The sequence below is a fragment of the Granulicella rosea genome (assembly GCF_900188085.1).
GTDB lineage: Bacteria > Acidobacteriota > Terriglobia > Terriglobales > Acidobacteriaceae > Edaphobacter > Edaphobacter rosea.
Genome location: NZ_FZOU01000001.1, coordinates 804,480 through 829,883 on the forward strand (window position 1 = coordinate 804,480; position 25,404 = coordinate 829,883).

The following is a 25,404-nucleotide window of genomic DNA, read 5'->3' on the forward strand; positions in this document are numbered from 1 at the left end:
CTATGAATGACCTGCAAAAGGCGTTGAGCGATATCGGCAGCATCCGCCGGGAGATGGCGCAGAGCACGCAGTTTCGCGGCTACGGCCCGGCGACGCTGGTGGCGACCAGCGCCTTCGCCGGTCTGGCCGCGGCGGCGCAGGCGATCTGGATTCCCGATCCGCCGATGCACATGCGGCGCTACCTCAGCCTGTGGCTGCTGACGGCGGTCGTCTCGGTCGCGCTGACTGGCTGGCAGATGTACCGGCGCACGCGGCGCATGCACTCCGGTCTGTCGAACGAGATGCTGCGCATGGCGGTGGAGCAGTTTCTGCCCGCGCTCGGCGCCGGTCTGCTGATGACGATCGTCTTCACGTACTGCGTGCCGGGCGTGATCTGGATCGTGCCGGGTTTGTGGCAGGTGGTCTTCAGCGTGGGCATCTTCTCGTCGTGCCGCTTCCTGCCGCGCCCGATGGCGGCAGCCGGAGCGTGGTATCTGCTCAGCGGGCTGGCGATCCTGGCGCTTGGCGATGCGCGGGCGCTCGCGCCCTGGACGATGGGCCTCGGCTTCGGCGTCGGGCAGATGATGGTCGCGGCGGTGCTGTACCTCTCCGCGCAGGAGGACGCTCGATGACCGACGTATCGCTGACCGAGGGCCGCTTTGCCTATGAGGGGCTCGACCGCGTCATCCACGAGCGCGCACGGTTGAGCGTGCTGACCTCGCTGATAACCAACCCCAAGGGCGTGGCGTTCAACGACCTGAAGCAGATGTGCTCGCTGACCGACGGCAACCTGAGCCGCCACCTGAAGGTGCTGGAAACAGAGGGCATGGTCGAGATCGTCAAAGGCCACGACCGCAACCGTCCGCTGACGGTGGTGAAGATCACCTCCGCCGGGCGACTGCGGTATCTCGAATACCTGACGACGCTCGAGCAGGTGGTGAAGGACGCGGCGAAGATGGCTCAGGAAGATGAGTCTGCGCCGGTGCTGATGCGTGGGCTTACGCCTTCGAAGGCTTAGTTTTTTTCAAGACGAACTTTGCAGTGCAAAGTTTTACGCGCTGAATTACTTTGCAATGCAAAGCAAATTCAATATTGAGGAGACGCAATGAATAAGACAATGGCGTTGAAGCTGCTGGTGACTGGCTTGGTCATGGGTGTAATCCTGATTGTGTTATCGATGGTCAACGGCGCGATCACGGACCGCCAGCAATATCGCGATGATGCCTTGAAGAGCATTGGCGCGAGCTATGCCGGCGCGCAGACGATTGTCGGGCCGGTGCTGGTGCGGCCTTATACCCAGACGACGGTGACGTTTGAGGATGGAGATGAGGGTGCGAAGAAACGAGTCGAGCACGTCGAGAAGCTGACGGCGACGAGCTTTCCGCGCGTTCTCGACGTGCGGGGACGGCTAAAGCCGAACCAGCTGCGGCATGGCCTGTACTCGGTGACGGTGTACGAGTACGTGGGGCATCTCAGCGGCGGGATGGAGATCGTTCAGCCGGAGACGAAGGGGACGGTTGAGTGGGGAGAACCATACCTGGCGTTGTCCGTGGGAGACGTTCGCGGCATCGTCGGGACGCCTGCGGTGATGGTGAACGGTGCGCCGGAGGTTATGGTGCAGGGCGGGGAAGCGGGGCTCGGATGGCAGCCGAATCTGCGGATTCCATTGCATGGGCGGAAGGAGTTGAGCGGTAAGCTGGAGTTCGCCATCGACCTGACGCTGAACGGGACGGAGATGTTCAGCATGGCGCCGGTTGGCGACTCCAACCATGTGGAGTTGAGTTCGGCGTGGCCTTCGCCGTTGTTTGCCGGCAAGTTTTTGCCACGGAATAGGACAGTGAGTCGCGACGGGTTTACCGCGTCATGGGATGTTTCGTCATTGGCCACGGGAACGCAGGTTCAGATGGTCTCGGCCAAGCCGATCGATACGATGGATGTGAGCCTGCTGACGCCGATCGATCCCTACAAGCTGAGCGACCGCGCGACGAAGTACGGCATCCTGTTCGTTGTGCTGACCTTCGGCGGTTTCTTCCTCTTCGAGATGTTGAAGGAGCTGCCGATCCACCCGGTGCAGTACCTGCTGGTGGGCTTCGGTCTGGCAATTTTCTTCCTGCTGCTGGTCAGTTTCTCGGAGCATATCGCGTTCGCGCTGGCGTACATGATCGCGAGCGTCGCATGCATTGGACTGCTGACATTTTATCTCTCGTATGTCCTGCGAGCCGTCGCGCGCGGCGTCGGCTTCGGCGCGATGCTGGCGACGCTGTATGCAGCGGTGTACGGTCTGCTGATCAGCGAGGACAACGCGCTCATCCTTGGCTCGCTGCTGCTCTTCGCTGTGCTGGCCGCAGTGATGGTCGTTACGCGCAAGGTGGATTGGTACAAGGCCGGCGGTGAGTTGCTCAAGGCTGCTGCGCCTGCTCCTTCGCCGATGCCAGTGGGGGAAGGTGCGGGCAAGATTGTAGGGTAGTCGTCACAAAAGCCAAGGGCACGGCTTATGAGCCGTGCCCTTCGCTTGCAAACTCTATCGAAGAACTCTTACCAGGTCGGCATCCACGAGCAGATGCATGTGACGAAGATGACGCCGTAGGCGATGACCAGGAGCCCCCACCAGCGCTCCAGAAACGATGCTTCAGAGTGTGCACTCATTCGAAAATCTCCCTTTTGCCCGCTTTTAAACCCGCTTCTCCATCCTAACCGAGATTGGGGTTGGCCTCAATCGGCTTGCGGCCGGTGAAGCGGTAGACGGCGCACTCCTCGTCGCCGGTCGAGCCGTACTCTTTTTGCGCGGCGATGGCGGCGAGGTCGGCGATATGGTCCTCGGTGCTCATCGCCACCTTGCCGAAGAAGAGCTGCGTAAAGGCCGGGTTGTGGTCGAGCACCGGCGCGTGTTCGGAGTTGACGTAGAGCAGGTCGAACTCGCCCGCGCGGTCGTGGAAGGCGTGCTCGACGCGCCGCAGCAGGCGCCGCAGGACGGGCGCCTCGAACGGGTGGAACATGAAGGCGAGCACGGGGCCTTTGGGCAGGTCGAACTCCAGCGCGTCTATCTGAACTACCCTTGCTGGCGCAAGGGGTGCTGCATGCAGCGGAAAGATTTCGAGGTTCGCCTCGGCGATGTCGGCGAGCGCGGGGTTCATCTCCACGCCGATGACGGCCTTGAACGGCTGCAGCGAGGCCGCGAGCATGGCGCGTCCCTTGCCCGCGCCGAAGTCAACGAAGGTGTAGCGTTCGAGCGGATAGAGCGGCGCCGGTTTGAGTAACTGCCACAGGTCGATCAGCGTATCCAGGATGCTGGGCGCGACGCCGTAGTAGGCGGTGATGTGCTCGTCGTTGGGGTGGCCGATGAGGAGCTCGCGCTGCGGGATCAGGCCGCTGGTATCGACCCCGTAGGCCGTATCGAAGGGATGGATCGGGTGCTCGGAGGCGGGGGCGGGCGGTGGGACGAGCTTGGGCTTGCGCGGCGTTCTGGGTTTCGCGGGAGGCATTGTCTCCAGTTTAGCCCGCACTACCGGATGCGGTTGTTCAGGATGGGAAACTGCGGCTGGTCGAGCTTCAGGATGCGGCGGCCCTCGCGGGAGATGAGCTGCGGCGTCCACACGGGCGTCTCGTGCAGATGGATGGTCGTCCGCGAGATCTCAAAGATGCCGGCGAGCCGGTTCTGGATCTGCGCGGTCAGTTGCGCCTGCTTGCCCTCGTCGTCGCCGGTGGGGATCAGGTCGAGCGTCAGCAGATGCCGCTGGGGCACGCCGGCGATGCCCGCGCCGGGCACGTCGAGGTCCGGCGCAAGGGCGATCCGCTGAACCAGACCGAGGTCCACGATGTTCAGCGGGATCTCGGGGTCGTAGCAGTCGCGCAGGGCGGCGATCACGTTGTCTTCCGTGAAGCTCATCAGTTTTTGCGCGCCGTCAGGTACTGGGCGAGCGCCTTGAGCGGCGCGGCTGCCTCGCCGAAGGGCGTGAGCGCGTCGAAGGCGTCGGCGATGAGCTGTTCTGCGTCCTGGATCGACCGCTCGATGCCGTAGACGGCGGGCCACGTGGCCTTGTCGGCGGCGGTGTCCTTGCCGGCGGTCTTGCCCAATTGGGCGGAGTCCTGCGTCATGTCCAGCACGTCGTCGACGATCTGGAAGGCGAGGCCGGCCTTTTCGCCGAAGGTGCGCAGGCGGGCGATCGTGTCTTCGCTGGGCTGCGCGCTGCCGTAGAGTCCTCCGGCGACGATGCTGACCGTGATGAGCGCGCCGGTCTTGGCGCGGTGGATGGCCTCGACCATGGCGGCGGTGGGCTTTACGCCCTCGCCTTCGATGTCCATCACCTGTCCGCCGATCATGCCGGGGGCGAGCGAGGTTTCGAGGTCTCCCACGCGGCCGACGCCGGTTCCGACGGCGATCGCCACCTCGCGCAGCACGGCGACGACGGTCGCGGGCGCGGCGGGCAGGCTGGCGATGGTCTGGAAGGCGAGCGTCTGCAGCGCGTCGCCGGCGAGGATGGCGGTCGCCTCGCCGAAGGCGACGTGGCAGGTCGGCTGACCGCGGCGCAGGTCGTCGTTGTCGAGCGCGGGCAGATCGTCGTGGATCAGCGAGTAGGTGTGCAGCATCTCGAGCGCGGCGCCGAGGTCGGCCACGCCTTCGGGCAGCGTTCCCGCGACCATGCGCGCGGCTTCGATGCAGAGGATCGGACGCAGCCGCTTGCCGCCCGCGAAGGTGCTGTGGCGCATGGCGCGGTGGATGGAGTGCGGGAGCGTGTCGGGGCCGGGAAGCAGGCGTTCAAGAGCCTGATCGGTGAGCGCGGCGCCAGAGCTGAGGAGGTCTTTCACGTTGAGGGCCATCACATTCGATTTTACGCGACTGCGCGCGATGCGGCTGGCCGCCGTCCGCGGTAGAGGGCGAAGAGCGCGAGGCTGACGACCGAGATGGCGTCGCCGACCGCTCGGTCGGGCATCTGCCACGGTTTTGCCTCCTTCACGAGGATGCTGGACGGACCGGCGGGCAGAGGCAGGGCGAGCAGGCCGTCCGCGCGTTCGACCCTCGCGGGAAAGATCTGGCCGTTGCGCGTCACACGCCAAGAGGGGTAGGCGCGCAGGTTCAGAACGAGCGTCTCCGGCTGCGGCAGGTTGAGCGTAAGTTGACGCGGAGCGGGGCCAGGCGCCGTCTGCACCGGCTGGGCGTAGGCGGCCTGTGGAGGCAGGAGCCAGTAGGGCGGGTCGGCGTGCTTCAGGGAGTCGTTATCGGCGGGGGCGGGGGTATATTCGTCGGTGGGATCGGTTCCGGCGGGGGAGTGAAAGAGCGCCAGGCGCGCCTCGACCGTGTCGGCCGGGTCGCAGGGCTGGGCGAAGTTGCGGTAGGCGGGCAGGATCAACGCAGCTGCCCCGGCCAGTGCGACGGCGGTCAGGGACAAGGGTTTCAGACGCAGTGGATTCAATGCCTTGGCGGCGGCGAGGCCGAAGACGGCTGCCAGAATGGCGAGGATGCGCCACGGGAACTGCAGGAAGGCGAGCTTGGGCGCGTGCTGCCAGACGGGTAGCGCGATGGGGGTGAGGAGCAGGGCGATGGTGCCGGTTAAAGCGCCCAGCGCGAAAGCTGGGTTACTCCTTGCGAAAAACAAATACGGGGATCCTTCGCTTCGCTCAGGATGACGGACTTTTGGGGCGAGCCATGAAAAGGCAAGTGAAAGGATGGCGGCTGCGAGCAGGATGACGGCAATGACCGAGGCCGTATGAAGCACGTCGTCGTGCGGGCCGTCGCCGGTGATGTGGAAGAGTGTGTTGTCAGCGATGCGCATGCCGGGGATGACGGCCATGGCGACCTGCACGTACTTCTGTTCGGCGGCCGCGGGCAGCAGGTAGAAGGCGATGGAGCAGAGGCCGAGCATCAGTCCTCCGCATCCGTTGGCGGCGAGCTTGAGGCGTCTGCCTGCGGGCGTCTGCGCCAGCCGGATGGCGCCGAGAAATGCCAGCGCGTAGCAGCCCATCACGCCTGCGGGTGCGTTGGTCAGCCACAGCAGCGCGACCGGCAGGGCGATGGCCGGTGCGGTAACCTCCTCGGCGAGGATGGCCTGCAGGAGCAGCGGCATCCATGCGGCGGCCAGCAGCTCGGCATAGGCAGTGCGCTCGTACGCGGTGAAGAGCATGTAAGGATTCGCGAGGTAGAGGATCGCGGCCAGCGTCGCCGCCGTTGGTCCGGCGTAGACGCGCGCCAGCCGGTGCAGAGCCAGGCCGCTCGCGGTCAGGGCCAGCCAGGTGTAGGCGATGGGCGCAAACTTCCACGGCAGGAGCAGACCCAGCAAAGCGCCGATCAGCCAGGAGAGCGGCGGGTAAAAGACGAAGCGCGGCTCGCCGGCGTTCCATGCCGGGGTGTCGGCCCACTGGGGCATGTGGCCGTGGAGAAGCTGTTGCCCGGCCTCCATCCAGCTCAGGATGTGGAAGTCGAAGTCGTGCCCGCAGGAGCAGCCATGCAGGATCAGCGGCAGGACTGCGACGAGCGCCGCAAGCGGGATCAGGGCCAGGTGCAGGCGCGGGTTGGTGCGAGGGGCAGGCATCGATGGTTGAAGGTTAGGATACAGGGCGCCCGTCAGCGGGGAGTCAGCGTCAGGTTATGCGTTGCGGCAGCCGTCACGGCCTGCTCGCTGAAGGGCAGTTTGAAGGTCGCGGCCTTGTACCAGGCGGGAAACTGGTCGGCGAACCATGGGCTGGCCGGGTTGCCGGACTCGCCCATGACCACGTTCAGGGTCGATTCGTCGAGGTTCGCAAAATCGACCGTCAGACGCTCGGACGGCCCGAAGCTGCGGTCGACCTGCTTCACCGTGGAGTGGTCGCCGGAGAGCGGGTGCGCGCCGCTGCCGATGGGCCAGCCAAGCAGCCGGCGAAGCCATGTGGAGGCCTCGAAGACCGGGTGTTCGATCTCGAAGGGATGAACCTTGCCGTAGCGCCACGTGCTCAGGTCGCTGGGCGCGTGCGCATCGTTCAGGCCCTTGTCGAGTGCGGAGGCCATGAGGTCGTCCCATGTCTTGAAGGCCGGGGGCAGCCAACGCGCGGGCGTGTGCGCGACGATCTGTTCGAGCGCATAGTCCTTCTGGTTCCAGAGGTAGAGCTCGCCGAGGTCGTCTTTGGGCGATGCGCCGGAGACGTGCGTGCTGAGCAGGATCTGCCACAGAGCCCGGTGCGCGGCGGCGACGATGGCCGGGGCCGCGGCGTCGGCATCCATGCGGCCGTTCCACTTGCGCAGCAGATCGGCGGCCTGGCGCAGACCCTTCTGCTCGCGGGCCGGGCGGGCAGCCAGCGCGGCGCTGTGGTCGATCGCATAGGCGAAGCGCTGCGCCAGCACATGGTCGAAGTCGGAGTAGACGTCGTTCTGGAGCGCCAGCATGTCGGTCGCGGTGAGCTTGTTGTGCGCGGTCAGAAAGTGCCAGATGCGCTCGTTGCGATAGGGTGCGGCCCAGTTGTCGGCGATCCGGTAGGGGTAGTCGTCGGGCGTGATGCGTGCGTTGGCGGTGGCGAGCACGCCGCCCGCGGGGTCGAAGACCTGCGGCATCTGGTCGAATGGAATGTAGCCGGACCACTCGTTCGCCGCCGTGGCCTGTACGGGGACCGAGCTGATCGGAGCGCCGATGGGGACGACCGCGGGCTTCGGTTCGTTCGATCCAATCCCGATTGGCGAAAGCGGACTCTCGTCCGAGGGCAGAATGGTCTTGCCGATGGGCGGCTCGATCTTCGGCACCGCGATGTCGGCGGGGATGACCGCCGGCGCGGGCTGGTGCGGCCCGCGAATGGGCACGCGGCCGATGGCGTGGTAGCCGATGTGGCCCTGGTCGTCGGCGTAGACGGCGTTCTGCGCCGGGCCGCCGAAGCCGCTGACCGCGGCCGTGAAGCTCGGCCAGTCGTGCGCGCTGTCGACGGCGAAGAGCGGCATGGGCACGAGGGCGGGGTCGTATGCGGTCCAGCGCAGAGCGATGCCGCGGCTCTCGCCGGGCAGGATTGGAGTCAGGATCGGGGTTTCGATCCCGCCATGGACGGTGGCCGTCACGTCGAGCGAGACATCCTTACCGCCGCGCACCTGGATCGTCTCGGGGTGATGCGCGACCGGTTGCCAGGCGCCGTCCGTAGTCTGGAACTCGGTCGCCGCGCCCGTGCCGCGCGTCTGCTCGATGTAGAGATCCTGCACATCGGCGAAGAGGTAGGTGATGCCCCAGGCGATATGGCGGTTGTGGCCGACGACGACGAAGGGCACGCCGGGCAGCGAGACGCCCGCGACGTCGAAGTCGTCCGGGCCCGAAAGGCCGATCTCGTACCAGGTGTCTGGCACGCCGAGGTGCAGGTGCATGTCGTCTGAAAGCAACGGTTTACCGGAGGCAGTGCGCGAGCCGGCGACGACCCAGTCGTTCGAGCCGGAGGTGCAGGTGGGACAGCTTGCGCCAAGGCTGCTGTGCAGCTCGCGCAGGCGGTCGATCGCGTCGCCGACTGGCTGGTTCCGGGCGAACAAATTCTGCGACTCGTCGAGCGGCACCTCCTCGATGGGCGGGCCTTCGATGGTCAGGTCGAGCACGCCGGCGGCGGGCGGATGGTCGCGCCAGGAGCCGACGGGGTAGAGATCGGCGGCAAGCTGCGCCGGCAGCCGCGCGGAGAGCGCCTCGCGGGCGAGCTTCTGCGGGAAGGCGTTGGTCAGGTCTTCGAACATGGCAAGCGAGACCAGCAGGGAATCGCGCGGCGTCCAGGGCGCGGGCTCATAGTGCAGGACGCGGAACTCGACCGGAAGATGCCCGCTGGCGCGCTGGGTCTCCATCGCCGCGTTGACGCCCTGGGCGTAGAGCGTCAGCCAGTGGAGCTGGTCGGCAGGCAGCGCGGCCAGGGCGCGATCGGCGGAGGCGCGAATCTGCAGCGTACGCTGGGTGCGGTCGTGCGCGACGAGCTTCGAACCGAGGATGGCGGCCAGCTCGCCCGCGGCGTGGCGGCGGATCATGTCCATCTGCCACAGGCGATCCTGCGCGGTGGTGTAGCCCTGCGCGAGGACGAGGTCGTCCATGCTGGCGGCGCGCAGGTGGGGCACGCCATGCGCGTCGCGCTGGACCGTGACCGGCGAGGTGAGGCCGGGGACGGCGAGCGAGCCGTCGATCTGGGGCAGCGCGTCGGTTGCGGCGCGGCGAAGCCAGTGGCGTCCGCCGATCGCCCCTCCAGCCGCAAGCAGCGGGATGAGGACGGCGGCGGCGACTCCGATCTTCAGCAGGCTGCCGGGGCCTCGGCGCCTCGGCCGATCTTCCGGCTCCGCAGCGGAGGCGCGGGTAAAGAGCCGTGGTTCCGAATCGTGCGCGGAGTCTGGATCGTGCGCGGGGGTAGGATCGCTGAAGCTCATGCTCTACTGCTGAGTGTAAATGCCCGCGCCGCCGCGGCGAGGCAGGGTGATGTGGATCGCGAGGCAGACCAGCGCCAGGGTGGGAATGACGAAGATGCTGCCCTCCGGCCCGGTCGTGCCGCCGGAGAGCAGGGGCGAACCGGTGGGGTGCGTGTTGAGCAGGTGGCCCGCGACCATGCCGCCGGAGTCGGCGACGCCGTAGAGGTACGATTGCGCCCAGTCCCACGCGGCGTGGAAGCCGATCGCCCACCAGAGCGTGCCGGTGCGCCATAGGCTGAAGACGAAGGTCAGGCCCGCAACGCCGACGGCGAGGATACCGATGAAGGTCTCGCCCGGATTGCCGGTGTGCAGGTACATGAAGAGCGCGGCGGAGAGCAGGATGGCCGTGATCCAGAAGGCGATCGTGTCGGCGTGCGGGCTGTCGGGCGCCACGCGCAGCACCAGCCTGCGGATGCCGCGCGCGGCGGTGTACTGGATGTAGCCGCGGGTGAGGAACTCCTCGAAGAAGCCGACGAGCAGGAAGGCAAGCAGCCATTTCGCGCCGAGGCCGACCGCGTTCGCGCCGTGCAGGCTGACTCCGTCGAAGGCCAGCAGATGCGTGGCGAACAGGCAGCCGATGAGCAGCGAGAGCGCCGCCAGTCCCCAGGCGAGGCCGGCCAGAAAGTCGCCCAACCAGCGCCGCGCGGACAGGCCGTAGATGCCGAAGCGGCGGCGTTCGATGAGCGACATCAGCCATGCGGCAAGCGCGAAGATGGCGAAGTTGCCTCCGTCGGTGAGCAGAACGCGAGTCCAGGTCATCGGCGCATGGGCTCCCATGCCGCGCATGAGGTGAAGCTGGCGGACGAGCATATGCCAGAGCGTCGCAAAGCCGGCGACAAAGGCGAAGAAGAGCAGGACGCTCCAGCCGGCGCGCAGGCCGTCGTCGCCGATGAAGAGGTTGTGCAGCGGGTGCTTCCGGGGTTGGGGGGATTCCGAATACATGGGTGCTTCGATCATACTTGGCTGCCGGTATGCTGGAGGAGTCGCCCGCATATGGGCCAAGGGAGTTGCTTTGAATCTTCGGGTCTTCTATCACGACAAGTGTTTCGACGGCGCATGCTCGGCCTCGCTGTTCACGCGGTTTCATCGCCAGTGCATCGGCACGGCCGCGGGGTACGAGTATCGCGGGCTGCTGCACAAGGCCGGCGGCCTGTTCGACGAGTCGGCATTTTCGCCGGAGGAGAATGCCATCGTGGACTTCAAATACTCTCCCTCGCCGCTGATTACGTGGTGGTTCGATCACCATCGCAGCGCCTTTCAGACGCCGGAGGAGTTAGCCCAGTTCGAGGCGCAGCAGGCTGACGGGAGTAAGTCGATGCGGCATTTCTTCGATCCGACTTATACCTCCTGCACCAGCTTTATCGCGCATATTGGTAAGACGAGGTTCGGCTTCGATGTAAGTGGGTTGGAAGATCTTATCTATTGGGCGGACATCGTCGACGGAGCGAAGTACGAGAGCGCGAAGGCCGCGGTCGAGATGGGCGAGCCAGCGATGAAGCTGACCATGGTGATCGAGAGTTCGAGCGATCCGGACCTTGTGCCGCGCATCATTCCGCTGCTCACCGAGATGAGCCTGCAGCAGGTGCTCGACCAGCCCTTCCTGCAGGAGCTGGTGGAGCCGCTCCTGGCCAAGCACCGGACCGAGATCGAACTCATCCGGTCCCGCGCGCAGCTCGTCGATGGCGCGATCTTCTTCGACATCACGGATAAACCGACCGAGGGTTACAGTAAGTTCATCCCGTACTACTTACATCCCGACGCGACTTATACCGTGGGCCTGAGTAAGTCGAGCTTTCGGACGAAAATATCGGTGGGAACCAATCCCTGGACGACACGGCCTGTGTCGGAGCTGATCGACCTGTCGAAGATCTGCGAGCGCTACGGCGGCGGCGGCCATGCGCGGGTGGGGGCGATCAGCTTCCCGCTTGACCAGGCGGACGATGCGCGCAGGGCTGCGGCGGAGATTGTCGCGGAGCTGCGCCGAGGCTAGAGCATAAGAAGATCGTCATCCTGAACTGCATTCAGGATGACGGACGTTTGTGGAGTGGCTACAGCTTCAAATGCCCGGGCAGCTTGGAGATGTCGTTGAAGATGACCATCGCGGCGAAGATCAGCAGGCAGACGAAGGCGACCTGGTAGACGCGCTCCTTGATCTGCTGGTTGATGTCGCGCCGGATAACGGATTCGACCGCCAGGAAGGTGATCATGCCGCCGTCGAGGATCGGGATCGGCAGCAGGTTGAAGATGCCGAGGTTGATGCTGATGACCGCCATCAGCTCCATCAGCGTCCAGTAACCCTGCTTTGCGGCGGAGTCGACCTGCTGGCCGATGCCGATCGGACCGGAGAGCGCCGCCGGCGAGACGCGTCGCTGGAACAGGCCCTTGAGCACCGATTTGATCAGAAGCGCGTTCTTCAGGTTGTAGGCCCATGCCTCGGAGACCGCGGCGGGGAAGGCCAGCTTGTCGACCTTCACCGGGGGGCGCAGGTAACTGAAGCCGAGCCGGTAACCGGTGGTGCCGTCGCCGCCGGGCATCTTTTGCGGCGTGATCGGCTGTTGCAGCGTGTGGCCGTTGCGCACGAGGCTGAGGACGGATGGCTTGCCGTTCTGGTCCTGCAGATAGGCGAGCAGGGCCGGAACGCTGTGGATGGAGATGCCGTCGATGCCGGCGATCAGGTCTCCCGGCTGCAGACCGGCCGCGGCTGCGGGAGTATCGGGCGTCACCCGGTCGACCTTCACGGGCGCATCCTGGTAGCGCGGCGCGAGGCCGATGTGGCCCAGCAGCGCCGGAATATCGCCGTTGACGGCGTCATCCTTGGTGCCGGCGACGAGGATGGTGGTGTCGAAGCGCTGGCCGTCGTGCGTATAGGAGAACGGAACCGTGCGGCCGACGTTCAGCAGCGACTGCGTGACGATCGTCTCCCAGTCCGGATTCTCGGCGTTGTCGTAGTGGACGATGGTGTCGCCGGGGTGGATGCCGGTCTTCGCGGCGGGTGTGTTCACCAGCGTGTAGTCGTTGCGCGCCGCACCGCTCAGGTAGGCGTCGGTCTCATGGTGGTTCATGTAGACGACGGTCATGATGAACAGCGCGAGGATGAAGTTCGCGACTGGCCCTGCGAGCGCGACCAGCACGCGCTGCCAGCGGGGGTGCGCGTTGAACTCGCCGGGGTCGCCCGTGGGGGCCTCGCCAGGGTTGTCGCCCGCCATCTTCACATAGCCGCCGAGCGGCAGGAGCGAGAGCCGGTAGTCCGTATCGCCGCGGCGGAAGCCGAAGAGCCGCTTGCCGAAGCCGATGGAAAACGTCTCGACACGGATGCCGCAGAGCTTGGCGACCGCAAAGTGGCCGAACTCATGGACGAGCACCATGATGCCAAGGACGATCAGAAGACGAATAATGGCGATGATCATAGGGAAACGTGCGCCTCGGTGATGCTGTGGCTGGCGATGACCTCGCGTGCGACGGTGCGGGCCATCCGGTCGGCGGCAAGCACCTCGGAGATAGACGCGGGGCGAGCGGCAGGGGTTAGCTCCAGCACACGCTCGATTGTACGCGGGATGCCGAGGAAGGGTATCTCGTGCGAAAGAAAGGCGGCTACGGCGATCTCGTCGGCGGCGTTCAATGCAATGCAGGCAGACGGCCCGGCGTCCGCGGCCTCATACGCCAGACGCAGGCAAGGGAAGCGTGCGAGGTCGGGCTGGCTGAAGTCGAGATGCGAGAGCAGACTGAGGTCGAAGGTCAGGTCCGACTTCGGACGCTCGGGGTAGGCCAGCGCGTAGAGGATCGGCAGGCGCATGTCCGTAACCGAGATCTGCGCCAGGATGCTGCCGTCGATGAACTCGACCAACGAGTGCACGGTCGACTGCGGATGCACCGTCACGCGCACCTGCGCTGCCGGTAAGTCGAACAAACGGCAGGCCTCGATGACCTCGAAGCCCTTGTTCATCATGGTCGCGGAGTCGATGGTGATGCGTTGTCCCATTACCCAGGTGGGATGCTTGAGCGCCTGCGCCGGGGTGATGCCGGCGAAGTCCGCCGCCGGGGTGTTGCGGAAAGGCCCGCCGGATGCGGTCAGCCAGACCTGCTTGACCTCCGCCGGCGCGCCGCCCCGCATGCACTGATGCACGGCGTTGTGTTCGGAATCGATCGGCAGCAGGGCCACGCCTTTTTCGCGCGCGGCCGCGATGATGAGGTCACCCGCCGCGACGAGGCACTCCTTGTTGGCGAGGCCGATGGTCTTGCCCGCCTGCACGGCCGCGTACGTCGCCTCCAACCCGGCCACACCCACAATCGCGGAAACGACGAACTCGATCTCCGGGTGCGTGGCGACGGCGACGGTGCCCGCCGTGCCCCAGACGACCTCGACGCCGGGAATGTCCGCGCTTTTCAGACGAGCCCGGAGCTCGGCGGCATGGGCCTCGGTCGCGATGGAGAGAAGCGTTGGCCGCCAGCGCTTCGCCTGCTCGAAGGCTGCGTCGACGTTCGAGCCCGCGGCCAGCGCGACGGGCAGGTAGCGGTCGGGAAACGACTCGCAGATAGATAGGGTTGATGCGCCGATGGAGCCGGTCGAGCCGAGAATCGCGATCTTCTTCACTTTGGTATTTTCGCAGATTTGAGGCTTGGGTGCTCTGTCGCGTAGCGAGAAGGCGGATGGACGCCTGAGCGGCCGATCTGATGAATTGGGTGGCGCAGAGAGCGATGAGGATGGCCGACTGGTCCGACCTCGATCCTTGTTTTTATTCATTTATCTGCTTGATTCTCAATTTTATTGACATCGACGTGCGAATACCGGTAGATTTTCTCCGCTTTATGCATAGGGCTCGAAGCGGTGACGAACAGATGGTTAGACCACGGACTCACCGGATTGGCCGTCCGGCAGGAGTTCGATCAGGTCTCGCACCTCATCCGCAATCCTCCCGGAGTGCTCCCCTCCGGGCGTCTCACCCACTTTTTTGGAGAATATGCATGCAACGTACGATCAAGACCGCACTTGGCTGCAGTGTCGTTTCCTGTTTCCTTACCCTCGGCGCCGCGGCGCAGACCTACGCGACCGGCGACTCCCGCACGGTCGGCACGCCGAGCTACCCTGCCGTTTGCCAGACGCTCACGGCGCAGTTCTCGACCTCTCAGCGTTCGTCGCCCCCTACGTCGGACGACACGAGCCGTCTTCAAACGGCGCTGAACGCCTGTGCCGGAACGGGCAAGAGCGTCGTGCTGGCCTCGTCTGGCTCCGATAACGCTTTCTACTCCGACAAGCTTACGGTCAACGGCGAGGGACTGGTGGTGGATAGCGGTGTGACGCTCGAAGGGAACAACAGCTACTCCAGCCAATCGGAGCTTATCTACATCGAGGGTACGAACTCGTTTCTGGGTGGAACCGGCGCAATCGACGGGCGTGGCGACCTGTCCGCGATCTCCGGAACGCCGCGTCTGGTGCAGACGAACAGCGCCAATAACTTCATCGCCTACCAGATCACGCTTCAGCAGGCAGCACACCCGAATCTGTACATCCAGGGCGGCAACGGCGCGACGGTCTACGGGGTCACGATCCTGACTCCTGCCACTCGCGCCAATGCGGATGGCATCGACATCGATAGCATCGCCAATGTCTCGGTGATCAACTCCTCGATCGAGGCCGGCGACGACGGCATCGCGGTCAAGACGAACGCCTCGGCGGCCTCGAACATCACGGTGAAGGGAACGAAGCTTTACGGAACGCATGGCCTGTCGATCGGCAGTCAGACCTTCGATGGTGTAACAAACGTGCTTTTCACGGGCAACTATGTCTACGGCAACGATCACAGCGGCACGGCCTCGGGCGACGCCAACGCGATCAATATCAAGACGGATAGCGAGTGCGGCGGGCTGGTGAAGCAGGTCACCTATCAAAACACCTGCATCACCAATGCGAAGCACCTGATCGTGGTGAACGCGGCCTATGGAAGCTGCAGCGGAACCTCGGGCACGCCCCAGTTTCAGGACATCCTCGTGAATGGGGTCAAGTCGGTCTCGTCGATCTCGGGCGCCTATACAGAGCTCGCGGGATACAACTCCAGCAACCTTGCCCAGGTCTATCTTGCGAACATCAGCCTCGATGTCACGACGCAGTCGGGCGACAAGGACGCAACGGTCTATCTGGATAACTCGAACATCACGCCGTCGGGCACGGGCGTGACGACGTCCACCTTTACCACGTCGGGTTCCGTGCCGACCTGTTCGTTCTAGCCCGAACAGGCGGAGACGCCCGGTCTCTCCGTTGGTGGAGGAACCGGGCGTATTCGTCCAATGTTAGCGGAACAACCCCTGCCAGTCTTTCAGCAACAGCACGTACCAGAGCACCGGCGCGGCGAGCAGCAAAGCGTCGATGCGGTCGAGGATGCCGCCGTGTCCGGGCAGCATCGTGCCGGAATCTTTGACGCCGGCTCCGCGCTTGATCGCCGACTCCAGCAGGTCGCCGAGCTGGGCGGCGATGTTCAGGATCATCGCCAGCAGCAACATCTGCCACGCCGGAATGTCGATGTGCAGGCCGGTCCAGCCGCGGTTCGAGAGGTGGATGCCGAGGTAATAGATGCCCATGCCGAAGACCACGCTGCCGACGATGGACGCGATCGAACCCTCCCAGGTCTTGTTCGGGCTCAGCCGGGTGAGCTTGCGCCTGCCGAAGTTTTTGCCGATGTAGAGAGCCGCGATGTCGCCCGACCAGACGCAGACGAAGAGGAAGATGAGCAGGCCGGTCCCGTCCTCGTGGTTGCGGATCAGCGGCAGCAGCGTCAGCGGATACACAATATAGATAAGCGAAAAGAGTCCGAGCGAGGCGTCCGGCAGCACGCGTTCGAGGGGCGCGCGAAAGCCGGACCAGGCCAGCAGCACGAATGCCAGCAGCGACAGCACGGGCAGCTCGAACTCCGTCAGCTTGATGGTGAAGTAGAAGACGATCAGCGTGGCCGAGATGATCCACCACATCGGAATGTGGACGCCGGTCTCATGCGCCAGCGCGCGGTACTCGATTGCGGCCAGGCATGCGACCAAGGCCGCAGCCAGCGCGATACCCCAGACCGGGCCGTAAAAGACGAGGGAGACGACGGCGGCGATCAGGACGATGGCAGTGAGGATTCGTTTCATTGGGCTTCCAGCAGGATACCGTATCGTCCGCCGTCAGATTGACGGGTGCTAGCCCCGCGCCAGTTCGGCGGCGATGCTCTCGGGCGTCTCCAACGCGTCGTCCCGGCCTTCGAGATGCTCGTCCGTGCCTTCGCCCAGACCGCCGAAGCGACGTTCGCGCTGCTGGAAGTTCTGGATCGCTTCAAGCAGGTGGATGCCGCGGAAGTCCGGCCACAGGCGGTCGGTCACGAAGATCTCGGCGTAGGCGATCTGCCACAGCAGGAAGTTCGAGATGCGCTGCTCGCCCGAGGTGCGGACGACGAGATCCGGGTCGGGCATGTGCGCGGTGTAGAGATTGGCCGAAAGCTGCGCCTCGTCGATGCGCGAGTCGAGCGAATCCACCTGCAGCAGGTCTTCGAGCGAACAGCCGCGGGTGTGCGCCTCGTCGATCAGGCTCTGCACGAGCGAGCGCGTCGCGTCGACGATCTCCGAGCGAGAGCCGTAGTTCAGCGCGAGGGTGAGGGTGGTGCCGGTGTTCTTGGCCGTCTCCTCGGACGCCCACTGCATCGTGTCCTGAATCTCGTTGGGCAGGCCGGTGGTGCGGCCGATGTAGGCCATGCGGACGTTGTTGTCGTTCATCCGCTTCACGTTGCCGACCAGGTAGTTCTTCAGCAGCTTCATCAGGAAGCTGACCTCGGCCTTCGGCCGGCGCAGGTTGTTCTCGAGCGAGAACGCGTAGAGCGTCAGCCAGGGCAGATCGATGCGCGATGCGGTCTCGACGACGAACTGGACGGATTCGGCGCCCTGCTGGTGGCCGAGAAAGCGCTTGAGCGCGCGTTTGCCCGCCCAGCGGCCATTGCCGTCCATGATGATGGCGACGTGCTGAGGAATCTTCTGTGGGTCGAGTTGCCGGTAGATGAGAGCCTCCTCGGCGGAGAGCTCATGCACACGGCTGGGAACAGACTGACGCAACGGCGGCCTCGCAGGTACTGACGCTAGCATAGCGGATTGAGCCGTGCAATGGGAGACATGCCCGCTAAACAGTCCAGCGCGCCGCCCCCGGAGAGAGGAACGGCGCGCCGTTGCAGGTGGTTTGAAGCTAGGCGGTCCGGCGGCGGCCTGCGGCCAGTTCGCGGACGTGGTTCAGGAAGATCGACCGCTGCAGCGTATCGAGCTGCGAGGTGTAGGCGGCGATCTCGGCGAGGAACGGGTCGGTCATCAGCATGGCCGTCTCGTTGGAGTGGCGGCCGTTGGCGTCGCGCAGCAGGGTCGAGATGTCGACCTGCAGCGCTCGGGCCAGGCGGTCGAGCGAAGAGAGCGTCGGCATCGCCTTGCCGTTCTCGATCTTCGAGATATAGGTGCGAGGTACGCCCATCCGCGTCGCGAGCTGACGCTGCGAGAGATTGCGGACGTGCCGGAGGTCGCGGACGGCATGTGCGACCTGGAGTCCGCCATCTTCGGCGACAGGTGTCGGCACCAGCGCCAGTGGAGCTGCCGCCGGTACGGGGACCGGGACTTCCAGGCACTTCTTGCAGCGCCGGCACGTCGCCGTAGCGGTGCGGAACTGCACAAGGCTGCAATGGTCGCAACGCAGGACCTCACGTTGTTCAACTGACGCCATCATGGTAGCCATAGATTGTGTATTGCGGGCGGATTCCAGAGCAAGGTACCGCAGCCCACGTCCGATAACGGCCGGGAGATGAGCCTAGAATGACACCGGGTGCCCGATGAGTCAAGGGAATCTCAGTCGATACGCCTAGAAATGCCAAAGAAACCCGAAGTGGGAACCAGGGTAGTAAACAGTATTCGCCCCGGCAATGACATTTCAGCGACATTCCACGTTTGGGGGATGATGGGGATGGAGGTTTTGCATGAGCGAAGGGCATACACGGGCTGCTGCGCTGGCCCTGATGGAGGAGTGGACGGCGGGCGAATCGCTGCGCAAGCATGGGCTGTCGGTCTCGTTTTCGACTGCGGCGTACGGCCGGCTGGAGGCTGCGCGGCTTGGTCTGCCGGGTTCGGAAGCGGACGAGTTTGTAGACCGTTACGCCTGCGCGGGGCTGCTGCATGACTTCGACTACGAGCGGCACCCGGCGGCGGAGGAGCATCCGTTCATTGGTGTCGCGTACCTGCGCGAGCGCGGCTGGCCGGAGGAGATACTGCACGCCATTCTTGCGCACGCCGACTACTCAGGCGTAAAGCCGGAGACGCATCTCGACCGCGCGCTGTTTGCCTGCGATGAGCTTTCCGGTTTTCTGACGGCCTGCGCGCTGGTGAAGCCGACGAAGTCCATCCACGACGTGGAGGTCGCGGGCGTGAAGAAGAAGATGAAAGACAAGGGCTTTGCCCGCGCCGTGAAGCGCGAGGACATGACCCTCGGCGCGGAGCTGCTGGGGGTGTCGATCGACGAGCACATCGGGGTCTGTCTGCGGGCGCTGCAGGAGCATGCGGCGGAGCTTGGGCTGGCGGGCGTCTGAGGTGGGTTAGGTCTTGCTGACGTTGACGAAATAGAGGTCTGTCGCGACGCTGAACTGCTCCTTCGTCAGCGGCGTCTTCAGCACCTGCCACTGCTGCGTCGGCGTGATGACCTGCCAGTGGCCGGGCGTCCCGACGCGGATGGGCAGGTTGAAGCCCTGCTCCTCGGCCTGCCACTTATAGTTCACCGTGCCGGTGGCGGGGTCGAAGTTCAGCTCAAGACAAGGGATGGCCGTGTGGCGCAGGTACTGGTTGAAGACCGGCGTCAGGTTGCGGTGAGTGCGCTCGTTCCACCAGGCGACTACCTGCTCGGTGTCGATGTTCCGATACTTGAAGTGCTGGTAGAAGTCGTGCAGGAGCGCGAACCAGCGCGCGTCGGCGCCGGGTTTGTCGTCGTCCAGCATGCTGCGCAGGGTCGCGATCATCAGCGCGCCCTTGAAGTACATGTCCTGCGGCGGAGTCGCCTCCACGCCGCGTTCGGTGACGATGGGTTCGCGGTTTTTGACCTTGGCGCGCCAGCCGGTGATGTACTTCATCGCGTCCGGCTTGCCGTAGTGGTACTCGACGTAGAGGCTTTCGATATAGGTGTCCCATGCCTCGTGGATCCACATGTCGGCTTCGTCGTTGGCGGTGATGGAGTTGCCGAACCACTCGTGGCCGCTCTCGTGGACGATGATGAAGTCGAAGCGCGGGCTGATGCCGACGTGGGTCCAGTCGACGTGCAGATAGCCGTTGTCGAACTGGTTGCCGTAGGCGACGGCTGACTGGTGCTCCATGCCGGCGTACGGCACTTGCACCAGCTTGTAGCCGTCGCGCGCGAAGGGGTATTCGCCGAGGTAGTGCTCGAAGGCGTCGAGCATTCCTTTCGCCTGAGCGAACTGCTTCTTCGCCTTGTCGAGATCGGCGGGCAGCGCGTAGAAGTCCATGTCGAGGCCGTTGTGCGTGTCCGAAAAATGCGCGTAGCCGGCGATGTTCAACGCCACGTCGTAGCTGTTGATCGGGTAGCTGACGTGCCAGTCCCAACGGGTGTAGCCGTCGCCAAGGTCGGTCTTGCCGACGAAGCGGCCGTTCGAGACATCGGTCAGCGTGCTGGGCACGGCGACGGAGATGTCCATCGACTCGACCTCGTCGCGCCACTGATCCTTGCTGGGCCACCAGATGCTGGCGCCGTCGTCCTCGCAGGCGGTGAAGATCCACGGCGAGCCGGTGGGATCTTTTTCGAAGCTCATACCACCGAATCGGCCTTTGGCGACGGGGTTGCCGGAGTAGTGGAAGTCGATCGTGTAGGTCTGGCCCTTGCGCAGGGTCTGGGGGAAGTCGATGAAGACGGCGCCCTCGTCGCGCGTGTACTTCAGCTCGGTCGCGCCCATCAGGATGCGGTCAACCTTCAATCCGGGCGTCAGGTCGATCTGGATGCGGCTGCCGTCCGCGAGCATGCGGAAGCGGATGGTGTTCTTACCCGCGATGGACTTCGCGACGGGGTCGACGCGGACGTCGAGGTGGTAATAGAGCAGGTCGTTGTTGGCGCGGTAGGGGCCATAGGCGCCGCGAAGGATCTGAGCGCGGTTCGGCGTGGCCGGAGGCGGGGCGGGCGTATTCGCGGTTGCCGCGACTGTCGCCGGCGGGGTCGCGACGGGCGGCTTCACTGTCTGCGCGGGAAGTGTGGCCGAGGCCAGAATAGCGAAGCACGCAAGGCGGGTGATCGAAGGAATGTCCACAGACCTAAGTTTATGCACGAATCAGCGTGCGGGGAACTGGCGCAGGACCGGACTCGACTGCACCAGGGTGGGCAGCGCGTGAGCGCCGGAGATGTCGCGTTTATTGCGTTTGGCCTCGTACATCAGCTTGTCGGCGCGGCCGATGATGGACTCCAGCGTCTGCGGCGCGCGGTGGTCCGCGGTGACGTGGCCGAAGCTGAAGCTGAGCGGGCGTTCGCCCTCGGCCTTTACGTTGGCGGCGTCGACCATCTTCTGCAGCCGGTAGGTGGCGACGGCGATCTCGGCGGCGGTGGCCTTGCCGGCGACGACGAACTCGTCTCCGCCCAGCCGGCCGGTGATGTCGGTCTCGCGGAAGTTCTGCAACAGCAGGGCGGACATGCGCTGCAGGATCTCGGAGCCGGTCTCGTGGCCGAGCGTGTCGTTGATGATCTTGAGGTTGTCGATGTCGATGAAGAGCAGCGAGAAGGGCTCGCCCGAACGGCGCGAGACGCGCAGCGCCTGCTCGGCCAGCAGGAAGAAGCCGCGCCGGTTGTAGACGCCGGTGAGGGGGTCGCGCAGGGAGAGCTCGCGGACCTCGTGCTCCAGCCCGGCCACGCGCCGCGAGAGAACAATCACCAGGCAGAAGGCCAGCAGCGCGACTACCGACGTCGCCACCGCCATCGCGTAGACGGGCGAAAGCAGGTGCAGGCGGCTGACGCCGAGCAGTAACGACATCAGCACGAAGGGCATCAGCAGGGCGAACGGCGCCGCCAGCCGGGCCGTCGCGCCGGCGATGCCCACGCCCAGCAGAATGCCGAAGGAACCGTACTCCGCGCGCCGGTTGAAGGTCGTGAAGGTGAGGCAGAGCAGCACCAGCAGCGTCTGCGGCGAGACGCGGTGCGTCGACTCGGGCCCCAGAAGCTGGGCCGCGCCGAAGAAGTAGCCGGAGATATAGATGAGCATCAGCATGGAGTTCACCATGGTGAGCACGTCGGCCAGGTTCGAGACCCAGCCCTTGCGCGTGCGCAGGCAGCACAGCACGACGCCCAGCAGTACAAAACCCCACGAGGTCTGCGCGGACATTCTGCCGGGGTGTGCGCCGAGCGGATCGGACGCAAGCAGGCGGTCGATGTGAAAGGAGATACCGTAAAGATTCTCGATCACGCAGAGCGAGCCGATGAAGGCGACCAGCGTGGCCAGCGCGCGGCTCAGTTTCAGATCTCGCCGGGGGCGTAGCGGCTGCGAGAGCAGGAGGCTCGCGACGCAGAGCAGGCCGCACAGCGCGGTGTTGGCCTTCATGAGCTGCCAGCCGTCGGGCATGTGACGCCCCAGCGGCGCGATGAGCCACGCCAGCAAAGTCACGCCGGAGATCAGCGCCGCGACGAAGATAACCAGTCGCTGTAGCGAGGCGAGCACCGACAGCACATGATTGTCGGGCTGGTTGGGCGAGATCGGAAGCGGAGTCTTGTTCAGCACAGGGTTCGAACCCTTCTTGTTGAGGCAGTCAAAAGGATGCAAGCCGGATTTCGGCATCGCGATCGAATCAGCTCTTCTTTCATCATGCTAATGACAGAGCCGCAGCGGCTCTATGGTACTTTCGTGCGACGGGCGCGTATCCTTTATCGGCACGAAGGCGCGATTGGGTGATAGCTGCTGAATTGTCAGGTTTTTTGGCCGCCCGATAGGTCCGGCTTCACGCCTGTGGACTCTTCGACCCCGGCACTTCGGTTGAGTGGGTTGCGCCCTGGGGAGAGAGGTGCTCACTCATTCCGTACGGAGATTCTACGGCCTTTTCCGCAAGAGTGCCAGAAAATCCACAGCCCGGCGTGTGTTCAGCAGGTCGTCCGCCGTCAGCCAGGCGCGGCGCAGTTGAACGATTCCGTGGTGCATCTGGTCGAGCTCGCCGGTGGCGTGGGCGTCGGTGTTGATGACGAGTTTCACGCCTAACTCCTTTGCCAGCCGCAGATGCAGGTCGTTCAGATCGGCGCGGGCGGGGGCTGCGTTGTGCTCGACGGCTACGCCCAGCTCGGCGGCGCGGCGCAGGATGGCGGTGATGTCGATGGCGTAGGGCTCGCGCTTGAGCACTTTGCGGCCGGTCGCGTGGCCGAGGATGTTGACGTAGGGGTTTTCGAGCGCGCGCAGCACCCGCGCGGTCATGACGTCGATCGGCTGGTCGAAGCGCGAGTGGACGCTCGCGACGACGATGTCCATCTGGGCGAGGGTCGCGTCTTCGAGGTCGAGTTCTCCCTCGGCGAGGATGTCGACCTCGATGCCGGGCAGGACGCGGAAGGCCGCGGTGGGCGGCTGCGGTTCGATGACCTCGCCGTAGTGGGTGAGGCGGATGTCGCCGGCCTTGGCATTGCGGTAGCGCAGCCACTGCGGGCCTTTTTCCTGGGCGAAGAGCTCGGCCAGCTCCGCGTCGACCTCGCGGATGCGCCGGATGTGGGCGAGCGCCCGCACATCGTCCAGGCCGTTCGTCATGGCGAGGTTCTTGCTGTGGTCGGTGATCGCGATGTATTCGAGCCCGCGCGCGATGGCCGCCTTGGCCATGTCGAGGATGGTGGCCGTGCCGTCGCTTTCGACGGTGTGCATGTGCAGGTCGCCGCGCAGATCGCGCAGCGTGATGAGCTTCGGCAGGGTGTGCGCGGCGGCGGCTTCGATCTCGCCGCAGTTCTCGCGCAGCTCCGGCGGAATGTAGTCGAGGTCGAGCGCGTTGTAGATCTCTTCCTCGCTTGCGGCGGCGACGATGGCGTTGTCTTCGAGCCGCAGCAGCGCGTATTCGGAGAGCGTCAGGCCGCGCTTCAGCGCTCGCTGCCGCAGCGCGACGTTGTGGTGCTTGGACCCCGTAAAATATTGCAGCGCAGCGCCATAGCTCGCGCGCGGAAGCAGCCGTACGTCCACCTGCAGGTTGTTGCGCAGGGTAAAGGTGACCTTATTCTGTCCGCGCGCCATCAGCTTGTCGATCAGCGGCAGGGTGGCGACGTGCTCGACTGCGGCGGCGACGACGTCCGCCTCGCAGGCCGGTCCGGTGGCGAGCAGGTCCAGGTCGCCGACGGTCTCGCGTCCGCGGCGCAGGCTGCCTGCTGGCGTCACCTGGTCGATGCCGGGGAAGGCGAGGATCAGCTTGGCGATGCGTTCGGCGAACTCCTTCGCCTCGTCGATGCGGAAGCGGCTGGAGTTGCGGCGATAGTCTTCGATGCCCTTTAACAGCTTGGCGGTGAACTTCTCGCCCATGCGAGGGAGCGTATTCAGATGGCCGGCTCTGGCGGCGGCTTCGAGCGCGTCGATATCGCCGACCTGCAGCGCGGACCAGACCAGCGCGACGGTCTTCGGCCCCATGCCGGGCAGGCGCAGCAGCTCGAGCATGGTCGGCTTGTACTTCGTCATCAGCTCGTCGCGCAGCGGCATGGAGCCGGTGGCGACGAGGTCGCGGATGTTCGCGGCCATGCCCTTGCCGATGCCGGGGATGGCGAGCAGCAGCTTGGGGTCGGCGTCTGGCGTGGCGAGCGGCGCCAGTTGCGCGGTCTGCTGCTCGATCGCCTCGGCGGCGCGCCGGTAGGAGCGGATGCGGAACGGGTCGGCGCCGTCGATCTCCAGCAATGCGGCGGTCTCATCGAGCAGACGTGCGAGTGTGATGTTGTCCATAAAAAGGGTGAGGCAAAAAACAAACGGCAGCCGCTTATCCGGCTACCGTTTCAGTATATGCATCTTCTTTCAGGGCTTCGTGGAGGGAGAAGTCTGTGTTGAGGAGCGGGTCTGCTCAAACCGCTTCCTTGACCCGGGTCACCTGGTCCGCCTGCGGTCCTTTGGAGCCCTGGATCACGTCGAACTCAACCTCGTCGCCTTCCTTCAAGCTCTTGTATCCATCCAACTGAATCGAGCTGTAGTGGACAAAGACGTCAGGACCGCCATCGCGTCCGAGAAAGCCGTACCCCTTCGCGTTGTTGAACCATTTGACCTGACCTTTATATTGCGCCATAAGAAACCCTCTTTTCCTTGCCTTTCGCGCCTGTACTTCGGCTCATGTCGTTAGGACGCGAACAAAAGAAAGAAGGTTTTTCCGACGGGCTTGCGAGTCATGTTTGCCGGAAAATTCGCTATCGTATGTCGCCTGCATGACGTATGATGCGCGGCTGGCCGGAAAATGGGTGCGTTTTACTTCTTTCGGTTGGCCGCATAGAGCATGACGGAGAGGATCGTCTTGCCGTCCAGCACCTTGCCGGACTCGATCATGCCGATCAGTTCGGAGAGGGGGATGTGGAGCAGGTCGATCTTCTCGTCTTCCTCGGGCTGGGCGACGCCGGCGCGGATGTCTTCGGCGAGGAAGACCTGCATGGTCTCGGAGAGGAAGCCGGGGCTGGCGAAGTAGCGGACGAGCTTCGACCAGCGCCTGGCGCGGAAGCCGGTCTCTTCGATCAGCTCGCGCTTGGCGGCGGCCAACGGCGCCTCGCCCGGCTCAATGCGCCCCGCGGGAAGCTCCAGCAGGAACTGGCCGGCGGCGTGGCGGTACTGGCGCTCGATGAGGATGGTCGGATCGGCGGGATTTTTGCTCGTATCGACCGCAAGGATGATGACCGAGCCGTTATGGCGGATGACGTCGCGGGTGCTGGTGACGCCGCCGGGCTCGGTGACCGTGTCGGTGGTGACGGAGAAGACCTTACCCTTGTAGGAGACCCTCGACTTCAGCACAACGGCTTTGGTGGACGGCTTCGCGGCTTTGGCGGGCTTTTTGACGGGAAGGCTGGACTTTGCGGCTTTTTTCAGAGCGCTCATGGGGCTACG

The 25,404-nt window shown here is 64.8% G+C and carries 22 protein-coding genes; 6 read left to right on the forward strand and 16 right to left on the reverse strand.

The window, feature by feature from the left end; all coding sequences use genetic code 11:
* Nucleotides 1-2 precede the first annotated feature (2 nt).
* From CHB87_RS03610 to creD, 3 genes are all read left to right on the forward strand, one after another.
* On the forward strand, nucleotides 3-611 hold the full coding sequence (locus CHB87_RS03610) for a hypothetical protein (RefSeq protein ID WP_089406997.1): 609 nt from the start codon (nucleotides 3-5) through the stop codon (nucleotides 609-611).
* Nucleotides 608-997: a transcriptional regulator gene (locus CHB87_RS03615; protein WP_089406998.1), complete on the forward strand. Its 390-nt coding sequence runs from the start codon at nucleotides 608-610 to the stop codon at nucleotides 995-997. The genes CHB87_RS03610 and CHB87_RS03615 overlap by 4 nt, the downstream gene beginning before the upstream one ends.
* A gap of 87 nt (nucleotides 998-1,084) precedes the next feature.
* The gene (creD, locus tag CHB87_RS03620; RefSeq protein ID WP_089406999.1) at nucleotides 1,085-2,446 is read left to right on the forward strand and encodes a cell envelope integrity protein CreD; all 1,362 of its coding nucleotides are present in this window, start codon (nucleotides 1,085-1,087) and stop codon (nucleotides 2,444-2,446) included.
* Between the two features lie 223 nt (nucleotides 2,447-2,669).
* Here the strand turns inward: creD and CHB87_RS03625 are convergent, their stop codons facing one another.
* The 6 genes from CHB87_RS03625 to CHB87_RS03650 are packed head-to-tail and all read right to left on the reverse strand — an operon-like array spanning nucleotide 2,670 to nucleotide 10,294.
* Complete coding sequence (locus CHB87_RS03625; protein WP_089407000.1) at nucleotides 2,670-3,461, reverse strand: class I SAM-dependent methyltransferase; 792 nt, start codon at nucleotides 3,459-3,461, stop codon at nucleotides 2,670-2,672.
* Between the two features lie 20 nt (nucleotides 3,462-3,481).
* Entirely contained in the window at nucleotides 3,482-3,865 is a 384-nt protein-coding gene (locus tag CHB87_RS03630) for a metal-sulfur cluster assembly factor (protein ID WP_089407001.1), read from the reverse strand.
* Entirely contained in the window at nucleotides 3,865-4,797 is a 933-nt protein-coding gene (locus CHB87_RS03635) for a polyprenyl synthetase family protein (RefSeq protein ID WP_089407002.1), read from the reverse strand. The genes CHB87_RS03630 and CHB87_RS03635 overlap by 1 nt, the downstream gene beginning before the upstream one ends.
* A gap of 11 nt (nucleotides 4,798-4,808) precedes the next feature.
* Entirely contained in the window at nucleotides 4,809-6,506 is a 1,698-nt protein-coding gene (locus CHB87_RS03640) for a hypothetical protein (RefSeq protein ID WP_089407003.1), read from the reverse strand.
* Nucleotides 6,507-6,538: 32 nt separating this feature from the next.
* Nucleotides 6,539-9,313: a penicillin acylase family protein gene (locus tag CHB87_RS03645; protein WP_089407004.1), complete on the reverse strand. Its 2,775-nt coding sequence runs from the start codon at nucleotides 9,311-9,313 to the stop codon at nucleotides 6,539-6,541.
* Between the two features lie 3 nt (nucleotides 9,314-9,316).
* Nucleotides 9,317-10,294 (reverse strand): CPBP family intramembrane glutamic endopeptidase, encoded by a 978-nt coding sequence (locus CHB87_RS03650; RefSeq protein ID WP_089407005.1) that lies wholly within the window; start codon nucleotides 10,292-10,294, stop codon nucleotides 9,317-9,319.
* A 70-nt stretch (nucleotides 10,295-10,364) separates the two neighbouring features.
* Between CHB87_RS03650 and CHB87_RS03655 the strand changes: the two genes are divergently transcribed.
* Nucleotides 10,365-11,342: a phosphoesterase gene (locus CHB87_RS03655; RefSeq protein WP_089407006.1), complete on the forward strand. Its 978-nt coding sequence runs from the start codon at nucleotides 10,365-10,367 to the stop codon at nucleotides 11,340-11,342.
* 58 nt (nucleotides 11,343-11,400) lie between these two features.
* Here CHB87_RS03655 and rseP read toward each other — a convergent pair whose 3' ends face one another.
* Nucleotides 11,401-12,759: an RIP metalloprotease RseP gene (gene rseP, locus CHB87_RS03660; RefSeq protein WP_089407007.1), complete on the reverse strand. Its 1,359-nt coding sequence runs from the start codon at nucleotides 12,757-12,759 to the stop codon at nucleotides 11,401-11,403.
* Nucleotides 12,756-13,943 (reverse strand): 1-deoxy-D-xylulose-5-phosphate reductoisomerase, encoded by a 1,188-nt coding sequence (locus CHB87_RS03665; protein WP_089407008.1) that lies wholly within the window; start codon nucleotides 13,941-13,943, stop codon nucleotides 12,756-12,758. Before CHB87_RS03665 ends, rseP begins: the two co-directional genes overlap by 4 nt.
* Nucleotides 13,944-14,314: 371 nt before the next feature.
* Between CHB87_RS03665 and CHB87_RS03670 the strand changes: the two genes are divergently transcribed.
* A complete protein-coding gene (locus tag CHB87_RS03670) occupies nucleotides 14,315-15,574 on the forward strand; it encodes a glycosyl hydrolase family 28 protein (protein WP_089407009.1) in 1,260 nt (419 codons plus the stop codon).
* A 63-nt stretch (nucleotides 15,575-15,637) separates the two neighbouring features.
* Here CHB87_RS03670 and CHB87_RS03675 read toward each other — a convergent pair whose 3' ends face one another.
* The 3 genes from CHB87_RS03675 to CHB87_RS03685 form a co-directional block, all read right to left on the reverse strand.
* Nucleotides 15,638-16,471 carry a phosphatidate cytidylyltransferase gene (locus tag CHB87_RS03675; protein WP_089407010.1) on the reverse strand — a complete coding sequence of 278 codons (834 nt, stop codon included), beginning with the start codon at nucleotides 16,469-16,471 and terminating at the stop codon, nucleotides 15,638-15,640.
* A gap of 48 nt (nucleotides 16,472-16,519) precedes the next feature.
* Nucleotides 16,520-17,452, reverse strand: a complete 933-nt coding sequence (gene uppS / locus CHB87_RS03680) for a polyprenyl diphosphate synthase (protein WP_089407011.1) — start codon at nucleotides 17,450-17,452, stop codon at nucleotides 16,520-16,522.
* 97 nt (nucleotides 17,453-17,549) lie between these two features.
* Nucleotides 17,550-18,083 carry a helix-turn-helix domain-containing protein gene (locus CHB87_RS03685; RefSeq protein ID WP_089407012.1) on the reverse strand — a complete coding sequence of 178 codons (534 nt, stop codon included), beginning with the start codon at nucleotides 18,081-18,083 and terminating at the stop codon, nucleotides 17,550-17,552.
* 238 nt (nucleotides 18,084-18,321) lie between these two features.
* Here CHB87_RS03685 and CHB87_RS03690 point away from each other — a divergent pair, with 238 nt between their 5' ends.
* Nucleotides 18,322-18,927, forward strand: a complete 606-nt coding sequence (locus CHB87_RS03690; RefSeq protein WP_089407013.1) for an HD domain-containing protein — start codon at nucleotides 18,322-18,324, stop codon at nucleotides 18,925-18,927.
* Between the two features lie 6 nt (nucleotides 18,928-18,933).
* On the opposite strand, the gene CHB87_RS03695 is transcribed toward CHB87_RS03690, so the two are convergent.
* The 5 genes from CHB87_RS03695 to CHB87_RS03715 all read right to left on the reverse strand — a co-directional run bounded on the left by CHB87_RS03695 (nucleotide 18,934) and on the right by CHB87_RS03715 (nucleotide 25,395).
* Nucleotides 18,934-20,643 carry a M1 family metallopeptidase gene (locus CHB87_RS03695; RefSeq protein WP_245817792.1) on the reverse strand — a complete coding sequence of 570 codons (1,710 nt, stop codon included), beginning with the start codon at nucleotides 20,641-20,643 and terminating at the stop codon, nucleotides 18,934-18,936.
* Nucleotides 20,644-20,664: 21 nt separating this feature from the next.
* Nucleotides 20,665-22,140: a GGDEF domain-containing protein gene (locus tag CHB87_RS03700; RefSeq protein WP_217897000.1), complete on the reverse strand. Its 1,476-nt coding sequence runs from the start codon at nucleotides 22,138-22,140 to the stop codon at nucleotides 20,665-20,667.
* Between the two features lie 264 nt (nucleotides 22,141-22,404).
* Nucleotides 22,405-24,267, reverse strand: coding sequence for a DNA polymerase/3'-5' exonuclease PolX (locus tag CHB87_RS03705; RefSeq protein ID WP_089407015.1), 1,863 nt, complete (start codon nucleotides 24,265-24,267; stop codon nucleotides 22,405-22,407).
* Between the two features lie 115 nt (nucleotides 24,268-24,382).
* Complete coding sequence (locus tag CHB87_RS03710; protein ID WP_089407016.1) at nucleotides 24,383-24,601, reverse strand: cold shock domain-containing protein; 219 nt, start codon at nucleotides 24,599-24,601, stop codon at nucleotides 24,383-24,385.
* 176 nt (nucleotides 24,602-24,777) lie between these two features.
* Nucleotides 24,778-25,395, reverse strand: coding sequence for an NUDIX hydrolase (locus CHB87_RS03715; protein WP_089407017.1), 618 nt, complete (start codon nucleotides 25,393-25,395; stop codon nucleotides 24,778-24,780).
* Nucleotides 25,396-25,404: the final 9 nt, after the last annotated feature.

What these genes read in the sequence shown, in the direction of transcription:
- CHB87_RS03610 (WP_089406997.1), top strand. Translation starts at nt 3, where the DNA reads ATGAATGACCTGCAAAAGGCGTTGAGCGATATCGGCAGCATCCGCCGG.
- CHB87_RS03615 (WP_089406998.1), top strand. Translation starts at nt 608, where the DNA reads ATGACCGACGTATCGCTGACCGAGGGCCGCTTTGCCTATGAGGGGCTC.
- creD (WP_089406999.1), top strand. Translation starts at nt 1,085, where the DNA reads ATGAATAAGACAATGGCGTTGAAGCTGCTGGTGACTGGCTTGGTCATG.
- CHB87_RS03625 (WP_089407000.1), bottom strand. Translation starts at nt 3,461, where the DNA reads ATGCCTCCCGCGAAACCCAGAACGCCGCGCAAGCCCAAGCTCGTCCCA.
- CHB87_RS03630 (WP_089407001.1), bottom strand. Translation starts at nt 3,865, where the DNA reads ATGAGCTTCACGGAAGACAACGTGATCGCCGCCCTGCGCGACTGCTAC.
- CHB87_RS03635 (WP_089407002.1), bottom strand. Translation starts at nt 4,797, where the DNA reads ATGGCCCTCAACGTGAAAGACCTCCTCAGCTCTGGCGCCGCGCTCACC.
- CHB87_RS03640 (WP_089407003.1), bottom strand. Translation starts at nt 6,506, where the DNA reads ATGCCTGCCCCTCGCACCAACCCGCGCCTGCACCTGGCCCTGATCCCG.
- CHB87_RS03645 (WP_089407004.1), bottom strand. Translation starts at nt 9,313, where the DNA reads ATGAGCTTCAGCGATCCTACCCCCGCGCACGATCCAGACTCCGCGCAC.
- CHB87_RS03650 (WP_089407005.1), bottom strand. Translation starts at nt 10,294, where the DNA reads ATGTATTCGGAATCCCCCCAACCCCGGAAGCACCCGCTGCACAACCTC.
- rseP (WP_089407007.1), bottom strand. Translation starts at nt 12,759, where the DNA reads ATGATCATCGCCATTATTCGTCTTCTGATCGTCCTTGGCATCATGGTG.
- CHB87_RS03670 (WP_089407009.1), top strand. Translation starts at nt 14,315, where the DNA reads ATGCAACGTACGATCAAGACCGCACTTGGCTGCAGTGTCGTTTCCTGT.
- CHB87_RS03675 (WP_089407010.1), bottom strand. Translation starts at nt 16,471, where the DNA reads ATGAAACGAATCCTCACTGCCATCGTCCTGATCGCCGCCGTCGTCTCC.
- uppS (WP_089407011.1), bottom strand. Translation starts at nt 17,452, where the DNA reads ATGCTAGCGTCAGTACCTGCGAGGCCGCCGTTGCGTCAGTCTGTTCCC.
- CHB87_RS03685 (WP_089407012.1), bottom strand. Translation starts at nt 18,083, where the DNA reads ATGGCTACCATGATGGCGTCAGTTGAACAACGTGAGGTCCTGCGTTGC.
- CHB87_RS03690 (WP_089407013.1), top strand. Translation starts at nt 18,322, where the DNA reads ATGAGCGAAGGGCATACACGGGCTGCTGCGCTGGCCCTGATGGAGGAG.
- CHB87_RS03705 (WP_089407015.1), bottom strand. Translation starts at nt 24,267, where the DNA reads ATGGACAACATCACACTCGCACGTCTGCTCGATGAGACCGCCGCATTG.
- CHB87_RS03710 (WP_089407016.1), bottom strand. Translation starts at nt 24,601, where the DNA reads ATGGCGCAATATAAAGGTCAGGTCAAATGGTTCAACAACGCGAAGGGG.
- CHB87_RS03715 (WP_089407017.1), bottom strand. Translation starts at nt 25,395, where the DNA reads ATGAGCGCTCTGAAAAAAGCCGCAAAGTCCAGCCTTCCCGTCAAAAAG.